The 12654-nt window shown below is 62.8% G+C and carries 12 protein-coding genes; 6 read left to right on the top strand and 6 right to left on the bottom strand.

Annotated features, from left to right (window positions below):
* The first annotated feature begins 47 nt into the window (after positions 1–47).
* The 4 genes from ASD12_RS30375 to ASD12_RS30360 all read left to right on the top strand — a co-directional run bounded on the left by ASD12_RS30375 (position 48) and on the right by ASD12_RS30360 (position 3425).
* Positions 48–290, top strand: a complete 243-nt coding sequence (locus ASD12_RS30375; protein WP_056595542.1) for a DUF1344 domain-containing protein — start codon at positions 48–50, stop codon at positions 288–290.
* 235 nt (positions 291–525) lie between these two features.
* Positions 526–2148 carry an FAD-binding oxidoreductase gene (locus tag ASD12_RS30370; protein WP_056595539.1) on the top strand — a complete coding sequence of 541 codons (1623 nt, stop codon included), beginning with the start codon at positions 526–528 and terminating at the stop codon, positions 2146–2148.
* A gap of 18 nt (positions 2149–2166) precedes the next feature.
* The gene (locus ASD12_RS30365) at positions 2167–2790 is read left to right on the top strand and encodes a hypothetical protein (protein WP_056595536.1); all 624 of its coding nucleotides are present in this window, start codon (positions 2167–2169) and stop codon (positions 2788–2790) included.
* A 104-nt stretch (positions 2791–2894) separates the two neighbouring features.
* Positions 2895–3425, top strand: a complete 531-nt coding sequence (locus tag ASD12_RS30360; protein ID WP_056595533.1) for a dihydrofolate reductase family protein — start codon at positions 2895–2897, stop codon at positions 3423–3425.
* A gap of 72 nt (positions 3426–3497) precedes the next feature.
* Here ASD12_RS30360 and ASD12_RS30355 read toward each other — a convergent pair whose 3' ends face one another.
* The 3 genes from ASD12_RS30355 to ASD12_RS30345 all read right to left on the bottom strand — a co-directional run bounded on the left by ASD12_RS30355 (position 3498) and on the right by ASD12_RS30345 (position 5646).
* Entirely contained in the window at positions 3498–4019 is a 522-nt protein-coding gene (locus ASD12_RS30355; RefSeq protein ID WP_056595530.1) for a hypothetical protein, read from the bottom strand.
* A gap of 190 nt (positions 4020–4209) precedes the next feature.
* Positions 4210–5340 (bottom strand): hypothetical protein, encoded by a 1131-nt coding sequence (locus ASD12_RS30350; protein ID WP_056595527.1) that lies wholly within the window; start codon positions 5338–5340, stop codon positions 4210–4212.
* A 6-nt stretch (positions 5341–5346) separates the two neighbouring features.
* Entirely contained in the window at positions 5347–5646 is a 300-nt protein-coding gene (locus ASD12_RS30345) for a hypothetical protein (protein WP_244483026.1), read from the bottom strand.
* Between the two features lie 999 nt (positions 5647–6645).
* On the opposite strand from ASD12_RS30345, the gene ASD12_RS30340 reads away from it, so the two are divergent.
* Positions 6646–7584 (top strand): diacylglycerol kinase family protein, encoded by a 939-nt coding sequence (locus ASD12_RS30340; RefSeq protein ID WP_056595522.1) that lies wholly within the window; start codon positions 6646–6648, stop codon positions 7582–7584.
* A gap of 79 nt (positions 7585–7663) precedes the next feature.
* On the opposite strand, the gene ASD12_RS30335 is transcribed toward ASD12_RS30340, so the two are convergent.
* The 3 genes from ASD12_RS30335 to ASD12_RS30325 are packed head-to-tail and all read right to left on the bottom strand — an operon-like array spanning position 7664 to position 11405.
* A complete protein-coding gene (locus ASD12_RS30335; RefSeq protein WP_056595519.1) occupies positions 7664–8581 on the bottom strand; it encodes an NAD(P)-dependent oxidoreductase in 918 nt (305 codons plus the stop codon).
* Positions 8578–9792, bottom strand: a complete 1215-nt coding sequence (locus ASD12_RS30330) for a mandelate racemase/muconate lactonizing enzyme family protein (RefSeq protein WP_056595516.1) — start codon at positions 9790–9792, stop codon at positions 8578–8580. The genes ASD12_RS30335 and ASD12_RS30330 overlap by 4 nt, the downstream gene beginning before the upstream one ends.
* Positions 9789–11405, bottom strand: coding sequence for a GMC family oxidoreductase N-terminal domain-containing protein (locus ASD12_RS30325; RefSeq protein ID WP_056595513.1), 1617 nt, complete (start codon positions 11403–11405; stop codon positions 9789–9791). Before ASD12_RS30325 ends, ASD12_RS30330 begins: the two co-directional genes overlap by 4 nt.
* Positions 11406–11679: 274 nt before the next feature.
* Between ASD12_RS30325 and ASD12_RS30320 the strand changes: the two genes are divergently transcribed.
* Positions 11680–12621: a phosphoribosylaminoimidazolesuccinocarboxamide synthase gene (locus ASD12_RS30320; RefSeq protein WP_056595510.1), complete on the top strand. Its 942-nt coding sequence runs from the start codon at positions 11680–11682 to the stop codon at positions 12619–12621.
* The last annotated feature ends 33 nt before the right edge of the window (positions 12622–12654 follow it).

Raw genomic sequence — 12654 nt, 5'->3', positions numbered from 1 at the left:
GTTTCCCAAGGCGGTCCGGAAAAGTGAAACAGCACGGAGTGCTACCCATGAAGAAGACCCTCGCAACCACAGCCGCTCTGCTCGCCTTCGTCGGCACCGCTTATGCCGCGACCGTTCAGGGCACCATCCAGGCCGTCGACCCGACAACCAAGTCGATCACCCTCGACGACGGCAAGATCTACCAACTGTCGCCGGAAGCGACGATCGGGAAACTGAAGGTGGGCGCCAAGGTGGCGGTGACTGTCGATGACAAGACCGGCATCGTGACGTCGATCAAGAAGGCCTCGTAGGGCATCAGCGTCGTGCGTCAGCGGACCTGCTGACCGAAATTTCAGACCCTGTTCCACTCCTGGCCGGTCCCTTGGGGACCGGCCATTTTCATGCTCGCCGCCCTCGACGCCAGACGGCCAGGATGAGGTCTCCCGGTTGAATGTCCAAGGAAGGTCTGGCGGCCGGTTGTCCCGGCACCATCTCTATGGTTTTTGCCAAAGAGCCGCGCTATCCCTTGGCCAACGGGGGATATTCATGGCTGACGAGCAAAAAGGGTTTCGCCTGTCGCGGCGATTGCTGCTGAGTGCGGCTGTCGTCGGCGGCGCGGTGCTGTGGGGCGGCACCACGGTGGCGCGGCTGGCGCGAGGACCTTCGGGACCAAAGAACGCCGGCCGGATTGCCGATATCGACGGCATCGCGCTACCACTGAAGCCACTGGAGAATGCGCCTACCTTCGATCCTTCGCTGCCCTGGTCGGCAAAAGGCGGCGACATCAACGATGCCAGCGGCGTGTCGAAGACGCCGGTCTATGGCGTCGTCGAGATCGGCGAGGAAGAGCACATCGCCAAGGCGCTGGCCTTCGCGCGCGGCAACGGCCTGAAAGTTTCAATGGCCGCCATCCGCCATTCGATGGGCGGGCACGCTTTCGACGACAACGCGCTGGTGCTCGACCTCAGGAAGTTCAACAAGGTGACGGTCGACGCTGCGGCGAAGACCATGACGCTGCAGCCAGGCGCGCGCTGGCACGACATCCAGAACATGCTTCATCCGCGCTTCGCGGTGAAGGCGATGCAGTCGACCGACATCTTCTCGGTCGGCGGCTCGCTGTCGGTCAATGCGCATGGCATGGACCATCAGGCGGGCTCGGTTGCCGGCTCGATCCGCTCGATGCGGGTGATGCTGGCCGATGGGTCGGTGACGACCTGCTCGCCCACCGAGAACACCGAGCTGTTCCGCCACGTCGTCGGCGGCTACGGCCTGTTCGGCGTGGTGCTGGAGGCGACGCTCGATATCGTCGACAACGCCGTCTACCGCACCTCGCGCGAAATCATCAAATCGGACGATTTTCCGAAATTCTTCGCCGAGGTGCTGGAGCCGAACAAGGAGATCGGCCTGTTCTACGGCCATCTGTCGACGGCGCCGGGCAATTTCCTCGAGGACATGATCGTCTACCGCTATGACAAGGTGGCCGATCAGCCGCCGGCCGACCAGCCGGCAATTGGCGAACCGGGTTCGGTGGGGCTGAAGCGTGTGATCATCAACCTGGCGAAATGGGGCAGTCTGTTCCAGGAGCTGAAATGGTTCACCGAAAAGACGCTGGAGCCGAAATTCGAAAGCTGCACGGTGGCGCGCACCTCAGCCATGGCCGAGGGCGAGGCCTGCCTCGTCACCCGCAACAACCCGATGCACGATTCGGTGCCCTATCTCTTCAACGATCAGATGGAAGAGACCGACATCCTGCACGAATATTTTATTCCACGCTCCGCCTATAATCCATTCATTGTGGAAGCCCGTGAGATCCTTCGCAATCAAGACCTGCCGGTGCTCAACGCTTCGGTGCGCATCGTCCACAAGGAGGATGTGGCGCTGACCTACGCGCCGGAGCCGGCCTATTCGCTGGTGCTCTACATCAACCAGCCGACCGATGCCGACGGCAATGCCAGGATGCGGGCGCTGACCCGGGCGCTGATCGACGTGGCGATCAAGCATGGCGGCCGGTTCTTCCTGCCCTATCAGCTGCATTATACGGCCAAGGAGTTGCTGGCCTCCTATCCCGAGTTGCCAGCCTTCCTGGCGGCAAAGCGGCAATATGACCCTACGGAACTGTTTTCCTCGACCTTCTACCGTGCCATCAAGGTGCTGAGCGGGGTGGCATAAAAAGCAGGAGAACAACCCATGCGGATGGTATCAGCGGCGGCACTCACCCTTATCGCGCTGTGCGCTGGACCGGCCGGGGCCGAGGATCTCAAGGCCTTCAAGCTGACCATCGACGGCGTGACGGTCGATATCGATCCCGGCGAAAGCACAAACGTGACGCTGCCCGGCGGCAAGCACAGCAAGGTGACGCTCGAGCGTAACGACTTCGCCACCTTTTCCGGCAGCGTTTTCTCCTTCGTCCATCCGAGCAATATTTCGGTGACCAAGACCGATCTTGGCGAGAACATCACGCAGTATCTGATGGCGTCGGCGCTGGGCACGATCGTCGTCGTGCAGGAATATGGCAAGATGAATCCGGTGTCGCTCAACCAGCTGATGCTGCAGGAGATGACCAAGGAATCGGTGCAGGCCGGCGCCACGCTGACGCAAGGGCCGACGACGCGCAAGCTTGCCGACGGCAAGGAATTGACCGGCATCCGCGCCCAAGTGAAGACACGCACCGACACCGCCTATTTCGAGATCGTCGGCTTCGGCCTTGCCGATCAGGGGCTGCTGTTCATCACCCGCATTGCCGGCGAGGACAAGGCGGCCGAAGAGCCGCTGATCGACAAGTTCTGGCAGAGCCTGAAGGTCAAGCTGTAGGAGACCAGGGCCGTGTCTCAGTTTGGATTTCGGCTGGGGGTCCACACTTTTGCGTAACGGCGGCCCAAGTTATTCTGACGACCCTGGGTTGGAGATCCTGCAGTATGGCGAAGCTCATTTTCAGAATGAACCAGTCCCTCGACGGCTATGTCGACCACCAGAAAATGCCGTCAGGCCCGACAATCTTTCGTCACTGGATAGAGCAAGTGCGCGACTTGGCCGGCAGCGTGTATGGTCGCGGTATGTATGAGGTCATGCGTTATTGGGACGAAGACAGTCCTGAGTGGAGCGCGGAGGGGCACGAATTCGCGGCGGCGTGGCGGAGCCAGCCGAAGTGGGTTGTGTCGCGCTCGCTGAAGTCAGTCGGCCCCAACGCCACACTTGTCGAGGATGACGTCGAGGCGGTGATACGTCGGCTGAAGGCTGAACTCGTTGGGGAGATTTCAGTTTCTGGACCAAACCTGGCACGAAGCCTGACCGACCTTGGTCTTATCGATGCGTACCAACTCTACCTCCATCCGGTCGTGCTTGGTCATGGCAAGCCATTCTTCGCCGACCCCCGTCCGCGGCTTCGCTTCGTGGCAAGCGATCTGATTGGCGATGACGTGATCAGGTTGACCTATGTTCCGGCCTAATCACGGACACCCGGTGCGACGAGAGGATGCCGCGCTGACATGTTGCGGTCGTGACCCGAGACACCGGCGGGACTACAGCCCCTTCTGCACCAGTCCGGCCAGCCAGTTCACGGAGCGTTTCGCGGCGTCGGCGGTTGCCGAGGCGGCGCGGCCAAGATCGGTCTTGACCACGGCGTAGCCGTTTTTCGTGCGATAGAGCACGCCGGTTCCGCCATCGACCACTTGTTCATAGGCGACGGGCCGGGCGGCGTCGGCTTCCATGGCCGTCGTTGGCGAACCCACCGAGACGCTCGGCCGGTGGCTCAATCCAGGAGGCAACGGGCTTTCGGCCCTGACAACGCGGCTGGCGGGCTTTAATTCCGGGCGCGACGCGGTCGCGGCCAGCCGCGAGGAGGACGACGAGCCCTTCGTGCGGCAGATGCCGGAGACGAGCGGATAGTTGAAATTGCGCTCGTGCAGCATCTGGCCTTTCATCGCCGCTTCGCATTCGGCGACGGTCGACCACTTGGCCGGTGTCTCGCCGATATATTCGCAAAGCTTGGCGTCGCAGTCGCACCCGACGATGGTCATGGCGACAAGGGCGGTCTTGATCACGGTCTCGTCCCTTCGAGATGCCCCCCGGCAGCCCATTCAGGTGCATGTCGGTGCCCCAAACCGGTTGCCGCTTTTGGGTGACGGCAACACTCCATCGCGCGCGAACAAGGCGGGATTTGGCCGCGATTGTGGAATGAGCGTGGCGGAGCGCTCGAGACGGCCGATCTTTGCAAGACGTGGCCGAAAGGCCTCAATAGTCATAAACGTGTTCGAGCCTGGCGCCTGCCTTGATCAGCGCCGGCAGCACGAGATGCAGCTTGCGCACGGCAACAGTCAGTCCGGTGCGGCGCGTGGCAGGCTCAGCCGGGAGCGGATAGCTGAACAGGATGCGCATGCCTTCGGGGACGGCGATCGTGTCGGTCGAGAGCACGGTGACCATGATCTCGTCATTGCCGCCGATCTCGACGAAGGAGACGCCCTTGTCGATCAGGCGCGGGATCATTTCGGTGAACACCTGATAGCGCTTGGTGACGAAGATGGTGCCGTCGGTTCCCAGGTCGCGTTCGAGCAAGGTGTCGGGCTCGTTGCGCGTGGCTTCGCCGACCGGCCCCTTGGCCCAGACATGGATATCGAGGAAGGCCGGGTCCGCCGTGGCGGCGAGTGCCTTTTTGATCAGGTCGGCATAGCCCTGCTTGATGGTGTCGGCGAGGCCGAAGGCGAGCTTGCGTTCGCTGGTGCGGACGGAACTGTCACCCGGCGCCGGTTGCACGGCAAACAGGCCGGCGCGCTTTTCGGCATAGGGGAACTGGTACCAGGGCACCTGGTTGAGGAACGCGGCATAGTCGGCCGCCACCTTGGCCTGATAGTTGTCGGCGGCGGTGCGCTTGGCCGATGTCGCCTCGGTGATGCGGCCGACCGTGTTCTCATAGGCCCATTGCAGGATATGCTCGATCGAGTGGCTGGTGCCGATGATGACCAGCATCTGGTGGTTGGCGTAGTTGAACTTGTAGGGAGAGCTGGCGCGGATCACCATGGCGTAGTCCTGCCAGAAGCGGCCGACATAGGACCAGTAGGGAAACCCGCTCGGCTGGTCCTTGTCGACGAAGCCGGCATATTCGCGCGCGGCGTAGACGATTGCCCATTCCGGATAGGTGAGGAAGGTCGATTCCTCCGGCCGCTGGTAGCCGGGGATTTCGGCGCGGACCTTGTCGGCCAGCGCCTTGGGCGGGGCGCCGTCGGCAATGCCGGGCAACGGGGTCTTGTCGAGCGACGACGTCGTCAGGAAGCCGTAACTCAGCCCGACGATCGGGATGAGGATGACGATGACGATCAGCCACAGGATCGTCTTGATGATGCGCTTCAGCCAGCGGAACAGGAACATGGCCGATCAGGCCGTGGCGAAGTGGTCGTGTACGCGCTTGGCCAGCCAGAAGCCGACATAGACGGCGAAGCCGCCAATGACGATGTGCGGCAGGTTGGCGAAGAAGCGGGCCGGGAATTCGATATCGTTGAGGGAGCGGAAGCCGTTGATGAAGATGCCGGCATCGAGGCAGCCGGACCCGGTGATCAGCCCGAGCACGCCGTCGAACAGGTAGACCGAACCGAACAGCTTGAAATAGAACACTGCCTGGCGGTGCGAGATGAAGGCGGCGGCCAGCGCCCAGACGCCGGAGAAGGCGTGAAGCAGGTCGTCATACCATTGCAGCGAGAACAGGCCGAACAGATTGCCGTCGGCATCGTTGAACGCCGGTATGTAGCCGATGCGACGACACCGAAGAACAGGAAGGCATAGGCAACGGCAAGCTTCTGGATGAGCGTCATGAAGTATCCCCCTTCTACGAGCCCATTTGCAAACGCTACTCCGCCGGGCGCCTGACGCGGTTTTCCGCGCTTCCCGTTCTACTGCGTCGCAGTAGAACTGAGCTCACGGACCCAAAGGTCCGCTGCGCTTCGGTTCTCGAAAACCACGCCATCCGACTCGGCAGAGCGCGTTTTCAAACGGGCTCTGACCAGGCGATACTAACCGATTTTAGCGCGCGGTGAAGCGGCGCTCGCAAGATCGCCGCAAAGGGCATCGAGGGGGAAAAGACAGTCGGCGCCGGGATTTCTCCCAGCGCCTCCCTGTCAGATCAGGACACGGTCGCGGCAGCAACTTCCGTAAAGTCGTCGCGCCTTGCCGGCCTTGATTTTGACGGTCCTGCCAGTCCGCCACCCGAAAGCAGCGTCCGTTCGGGACCACGCCGGTCTCCACCCTTGCGAGCTTTGCCCTGCGCACCATCGAAGGTTTTTGCCGTCCTTCATGGCAGCATCGGTCCGCCGTCGGCGTTGGCACGCTTTCCGCGGCCCCGTAGGTCTCGGCATCCGTCCCTCAACCAGGCAAGCCTGCTCTCGATCCGGGCCGTACGGGCCTCAGGAAATCCGCCTTTCACTTCGCCTTTCGGCTGGGCGATCGGTAGCCGCCTGAGATGGGTTTAACGTACGCCGGGTAAGGGTCGCAGGGAATGGCCATGGGCCTGTGGATAACGGGATTATCGGGGATCAATTGGGAATAGCGGGATTTTCGTATCCGTCATGAGGGGCGGCATCGGCGGACATTCGGCCCTTGCCCTGTCGGCCGGTGCGGGCTTCAATGCCGGCAAAGGATTCGAGGTGCTGAGCGTTTCGATGTCCTTGCGGGAGGGTGTGCTTGAAAGTCGGGGTGGTTCTCAATCCGATTGCCGGTGGCGGCCGGCTCAAACGGCATTGGCCTGAGGTCGCGGCGTCGCTGAAGAAGCATTTCGGGGAAGTCGAACTGCGCGAGACGCAGGCCGAAGGCGACGCCGAAAGGCTGGCAATCGATCTCGCGGTGAGCGGCTTCGATCTGGTGATCGCGGCCGGCGGTGACGGCACCGCCAGCGAAGTGGCCGACGGGCTGCTGCAGGCAGCCCAGGAGAGCGGGTGTATCACTGAACTTGGCCTGTTGCCGTGCGGCACCGGCATCGATTTCGCGCGCGGGCTTGGCCTGCCGAAGGAGGTGGACGCGGTGCTGAAGCGGATCGCTAAGGCCAAGGGGCGCAAGGTCGATGCCGGGCGCATCTGCTACATCGACGATCACGGCGCGCTGGCCAGCCGGCACTTCATCAACATCGCCAGCCTGGGGCTTTCCGGCGCCACCGACCGCGCCGTCAATGCCGACAAGCGCAAGGGCAGGATGTCGGCCAAGGCGCTGTTCCTGTTGCGCACCGTGGTCGAGTTCATCCGCTACCGCTTCCAGGACGTCAGGATCACCGTCGATGACGGCACTCCGGTTGAAGCGCGCATGGCGCTGGTGGCGGTGGCCAATGGAAAATTCTTCGGCGGCGGTATGATGATCGCGCCGGATGCCGAACTCACCGACGGGCAGTTCGACATCGTCATCCTGCGCGCGGCCGGCAAGCTGAAGCTGATCTGGGACATCCGCCTGCTCTATGGCGGCCGGCACCGCAACCATCCGGCGATCACTATCCTGCGCGGCAGGAAAGTTGTGGTCGAACCGCTCGGCGATATCGAGAAGAACGGCGCGCAGGTCGACATAGATGGCGAGTCGCCGGGGCGCATACCGGCTACCTTCGATATCCTGCCTGGCGCACTGACGCTCAGATATTGATTCAAGCCGTTGACAGATTGATTCAGATGGGTCCGCCAATCCATCCAACATCTTGAAATCGCTTGATATCCAGCCAGCATCAGAGTTCGAGCTTGGCCGGAAAACCGGGCGCGCGCAGGTCGGTACCGACGGTATCTTCCAGCAATTTGACGATCTGGGTCGACCAGGCGCTGCCGCCATATTCCTGCTTGCCCACCTCGAAAATCGCTTTGACATGAGATGCCAGGCTGAGTGGCACGCCGAAATCCTTGCCCATGGCAAGCGCGAAGCAGAGGTCCTTCAGCGCCAGGTCCATGGTGAAGCCGATGTCGTAGGAGCCGTTGAGAATGAGCTGGCTTTCGGTCTCGTGGACGAAGCTGTTGCCAGAGGAGGCAACGATGGCGTGATAGGCTTGGGCCAGGTCAAGCCCGCCTCGCCTGGCCAGCATCAGTGCTTCGCCGGCGGCGACGAGATGGATGAAGGCGAGCATGTTGGTGATCACCTTGATCACCGCCGCCGAGCCGACCGGTCCCATCAGGAACGACTTTGCGCACATCGCTTCGATCGCCGGACGATGGCGCGCGTAGAGCGCTGGATCGCCGCCGACCAGCGCGGTGATCTTTCCGGCCGCCGCCAGATGCACGCCACCGGTGACCGGGCATTCCAATGTCTCGACGCCCCTGGCCGAGGCGAGCGCGGCGAGGCGAAGAATCTCGTCGCGGCCATTGGTCGACATCTCGATCCAGGTGCCGCCCTTGGGTAGGCCCTCCAGCAAGCCACCGGGGCCGGCCAGGACCGCTTCGCTGACCGTGGGCGAGGGCAGGCATGTGATGGCATTGCTGGCACGCGCGGCGGCCTCGGCGGGGCTGCTTGCTGCGGTGGCGCCGAGCGCCACGAGGCGCTCGACGGCCGTGGGGTGACGGTCGAAGACGGTGACGGCAAAGCCGTTGCGGATCAGGCTGGCGGCAAGGTTGCCGCCAAGATGACCAAGGCCGATGAAGGCGTAGTTTTCGCTCATGGCATCAGCGGTGTCTGCATCATCTGCAGATGCAGGTCCTTGCCCGTATAGGGGTGCGCGTCGCAGACCGCCTCGTTGAGCTCGACGCCGAGGCCGGGCTCCTTCGACGGGATGACGTTGCCGTCCTGCCACTCGATCTTCTTCTTCAGTAGCGTGGCGTGAAAACCGTCCCACTGCTTCAGCGATTCCAGGATGAGGAAGTTGGGCAGGGTCACCGCCAGCTGGATGTTGGCGGCGCCGACGATCGGCCCGCAATAGCAATGCGGGGCGATCTGGATGTGGTAGGCCTCGGCCATGGCGGCGATCTTCTTGGTCTCGAGGATGCCGCCGGAGCGACCGAGGTCCGGCTGCAGGATGGTCGCGGCGCGGTTTTCGATGACGCGGGCGAATTCGAACTTGGTCGTCAGCCGCTCGCCGGTGGCGATCGGGATCGAGGTGCCGCGGGCGACCTGCGCCATCACTTCGGGCATGTCAGGCGGTACCGGCTCCTCGAACCACAAGGGATCATAGGGCTCGATGGCGCGCGCCATGCGCAGCGCGCCGGACGCGGTGAACTGGCCGTGCGTGCCAAACAGGATGTCGGCGCGGGTGCCGACCGCCTCGCGGATCGCCTTGATCATGCGGGTGGAGACATCGATGTCGACGAGGCGCGGCTGATGGCCGTCGAAAGCGGTGTAGGGGCCGGCCGGGTCGAGCTTGACGGCATTGAAACCCTGCTCGACATATTCGAGCGCGCAGGCGGCGGCGAGATCGGGGTCGTTGTAGACGTTCTTGCCATCGGGCGCGTCCTCGGAATGGACGCTGCCGGTGTGCGGATAGAGATAGGTGTAGGAGCGCAGCGTCTCGTGCACCTGGCCGCCGAGCAGTTTGTAGACCGGCTTATCGGCCTCCTTGCCGATGATGTCCCAGCAGGCCATTTCCAGCGCCGAGAAGCAGCCCATGCCGGACACGTCGGGGCGCTGGGTGAAGCCGGACGAATAGGCGCGGCGGAAAAAGTTCTCGATGTCGTGCGGATCGCGGCCGACGAGATAGCGCTCGGCCATGTCCTCGACCATCTTCGCCGTGACATGGGCGGAGAAGGTGGCGTTGTAGGCCTCGCCATAGCCGACGACGCCGCCATCGGTGGTCAGTTTGACGAAGATGAAATACTTGCCGCCGATGCCGGGCGGCGGGTTGCCGACAACCCAGGTCTTGACGTCGGTAATCTTCATTTTTGGTCCTCCAGAACCAGTTCGGCGCCCTTCCAACCGGTCATGATCGAGGCGGCGTTGGTGTTGCCGGTGATGTTGTCGGGAAAGATCGAGGCGTCGATGACGCGCAAGCCGTCGATGCCGTGCACCTTGAGACGTGGGTCGACGACGGCGTGTGAAGGATCGGGGCCCATGCGGCAGGTCGAGACCGGGTGATAGACGGTGCCGGAGCGTTTCCGGAAATCCTGGATCAGATCGGCGTCCGAAGTGATTGAAGGACCAGGCAAAACCTCTTCCTCGATGATCTCGGCCATGGCGGGCATCGAGGCGATCTTGCGCACGAACTTCACCGCCGCCAGCATCTCTTCGACATCGGCATTGGTGGAGTAGGCGTTGGCGACAATTTTGGGGTAGTCGCGCGGGTTGCTGGAGCGGATCATGATCTCGCCACGGCTCGACGGACGGCAATTGGACAGGCCGATGGAAAAGCCCGGCCATGGATCCGGCGTCAGGATCGGGCGCTCGCCGCTCTTGGGAATGACAGTCGAGAAGGCCTGGAAATAAAGCTGCATGTTGGGCCGCGTCGCCGCCGGGTCGGTGCGGAAGAAGCCGCCGGCATTGTTCATCGACAGCGACAGCGGGCCGGAGCGGGTCAGGATGTATTGCATGCCGACCAGCAGCTTGCCCCACCAGGGGCGCAGCGTCTGGTTGAGTGTCGGCAGCCGGCCCTTGAAGGTGTAGTTGATGCCGACATGGTCCTGCAGATGCGCGCCGACATTTTCGTTGGCATGGAGGACGGGAATGCCCAGGCCTTTGAGCAGAGCGGTCGGCCCGACGCCGGACAGCTGGAGCAATTGCGGCGAGTTGACCGAACCGCCCGACAGGATGATTTCGCGGCCGGCGCGCACCGTCTTCGTCTCGCCGTTCTGCAGATATTCGACGCCGACGGCGCGTTTGCCCTCGAACAGGACACGGGTCGCCAGCGCCTTCATCTCTACGCGGACATTGGCGCGCTTCATTGCCGGGCGCAGAAAGGCGCGCGCCGCCGACAAGCGGCGGCCGTTGCGGGTCGAGATCTGGTAGATGCCGACGCCTTCCTGGGCGGCACCATTGAAATCCGGATTGAGCGGCAGGCCGGCCTGCTGGCCGGCGGCGAGATAGCGCCTGGTCAGCGGATGGACGGCGTCCGAACAGTCGGTGACATGCAGCGGGCCGCCCGTGCCGCGCCATGTGTCAGCACCGGCCTGATTGTCCTCGAGCGCCTTGAAGGCGGGCAAGAGGTCGTCATAGCCCCAGCCGGGATTGCCGGCGGCCGCCCAGGCATCGAAATCCTCGCGGGCGCCCCTGATCCAGACCATGGCGTTGATCGAACTCGAACCGCCGAGCAGCTTGCCGCGCGGCCAGTGGTCGGCATTGCCGGCGAGGCCAGGGTCCGGCTCGGCCTTGTAGTTCCAGTTGACATCAGCATCGAAGAAGGTCTTGCCGTAGCCGAGCGGCATCTGCACGTAGAAGCGGCGGTCGGTGCCGCCGGCCTCCAGCACCAACACCGAGAAGCGCCCCGAGGCCGACAGTTTTTCCGCCAGGACCGAGCCGGCCGAGCCGGAGCCGACGATGATGAAGTCATAGGTCTGCATGATGGATGGTCTGCATGATTGGTTTGGGCGGCGCGGAAATCTGGCCGCAGCCTAGACGCCACGGGTTGACCGCGTCGCCGCGCCATCCGGCATCAGTTGTGAAAAAAGCGACTGTCGAACTGGTCGGGTTTGCGGGGATTCCCAACAATCGCGCTTGATATGTACCGGCTCGACAGCTTATGCGATGGCATTATTTGGCGCATGATTTTTTCCGAAAAGTCTGCAACTTTTCGGAATCATGCTCTGGCCACTCTGCGGAAGGCAGGAAAATCATATGCGTGTCCTGTCGGATGCTTTCATTCCCGAACTGCCGGGCCACTACAGCGGCAAGGTCCGCGAAAACTACGATTTGGCGGATGGCAGGCGCATCATCATCGCAACCGACCGCCTCAGTGCCTTCGACACCATCCTGACCTCGATCCCGTACAAGGGCGAAATCCTCACCCAAACGGCGCGTTACTGGTTCGAGGAAACCGCAGACATCTGCCCGAACCATGTTCTCGAATACCCCGACCCGAACGTCGTCGTCGGCACAAGGCTCGACATCCTGCCGGTGGAGATCGTGGTGCGCGGCTATCTGGCGGGAACCACCAGCACCTCGATCCTGACCAGGTACCGGCGCGGTAATCGGGACATGTATGGAATGCGCCTGCCGGACGGCCTGCGCGACAATGAGAAACTGGCGGAGCCGATCATCACACCGACCAGCAAGGCTCTGCATGGCGGTCATGACGAGCCGCTGTCCAAAGCCGAGATCCTCGAACAGGGCCTGCTTGCGCAGGCGCAGTGGGATACCGTGTCGGACTACGCCTTGCGCCTGTTCGCCCGTGGCCAGCAGCGTGCCGCCGAGCGCGGCCTGATCCTCGCCGACACGAAATACGAATTCGGCACCGACAAGAATGGGACCATCATTCTCGCCGACGAAATCCACACGCCGGACAGCAGCCGGTACTGGATCGCCGCCAGTTACGAACAGGCGATCGCCAGCGGCAGCCGGCCGGAGAGTTTTGACAAGGATTTCATCCGGTCGTGGGTCTCGGCGCGGTGCGATCCTTACAAGGATCCGATCCCAAAAATACCCGACGAGATCGTCGAACAGGCCTCCAGGGTTTATGCGCAGGCCTATGAGGCGATCACGGGCAGGGAATTCTCTCCCGACCTTTCCGGGGACAGCGTGCTCGATCGCATTCGCACGAACCTCAAGCGTTACTTTTAGCGGCCAGGCGAGCCCTCGCTGAGGGGTACAGTC

The organism is Mesorhizobium sp. Root102 (assembly GCF_001425625.1).
In the GTDB taxonomy this organism is placed as follows: Bacteria; Pseudomonadota; Alphaproteobacteria; order Rhizobiales; family Rhizobiaceae; genus Mesorhizobium.
The sequence above is the reverse complement of the archived record's forward strand: the minus strand, read 5'-3'. Positions and strand labels throughout refer to the sequence as shown.

Coding starts and splice junctions, on each gene's coding strand:
- ASD12_RS30365 (WP_056595536.1), top strand. CDS start 2,167: ATGCGGATGGTATCAGCGGCGGCACTCACCCTTATCGCGCTGTGCGCT.
- ASD12_RS30320 (WP_056595510.1), top strand. CDS start 11,680: ATGCGTGTCCTGTCGGATGCTTTCATTCCCGAACTGCCGGGCCACTAC.
- ASD12_RS30325 (WP_056595513.1), bottom strand. CDS start 11,405: ATGCAGACCTATGACTTCATCATCGTCGGCTCCGGCTCGGCCGGCTCG.
- ASD12_RS30375 (WP_056595542.1), top strand. CDS start 48: ATGAAGAAGACCCTCGCAACCACAGCCGCTCTGCTCGCCTTCGTCGGC.
- ASD12_RS30335 (WP_056595519.1), bottom strand. CDS start 8,581: ATGAGCGAAAACTACGCCTTCATCGGCCTTGGTCATCTTGGCGGCAAC.
- ASD12_RS30360 (WP_056595533.1), top strand. CDS start 2,895: ATGGCGAAGCTCATTTTCAGAATGAACCAGTCCCTCGACGGCTATGTC.
- ASD12_RS30330 (WP_056595516.1), bottom strand. CDS start 9,792: ATGAAGATTACCGACGTCAAGACCTGGGTTGTCGGCAACCCGCCGCCC.
- ASD12_RS30370 (WP_056595539.1), top strand. CDS start 526: ATGGCTGACGAGCAAAAAGGGTTTCGCCTGTCGCGGCGATTGCTGCTG.
- ASD12_RS30350 (WP_056595527.1), bottom strand. CDS start 5,340: ATGTTCCTGTTCCGCTGGCTGAAGCGCATCATCAAGACGATCCTGTGG.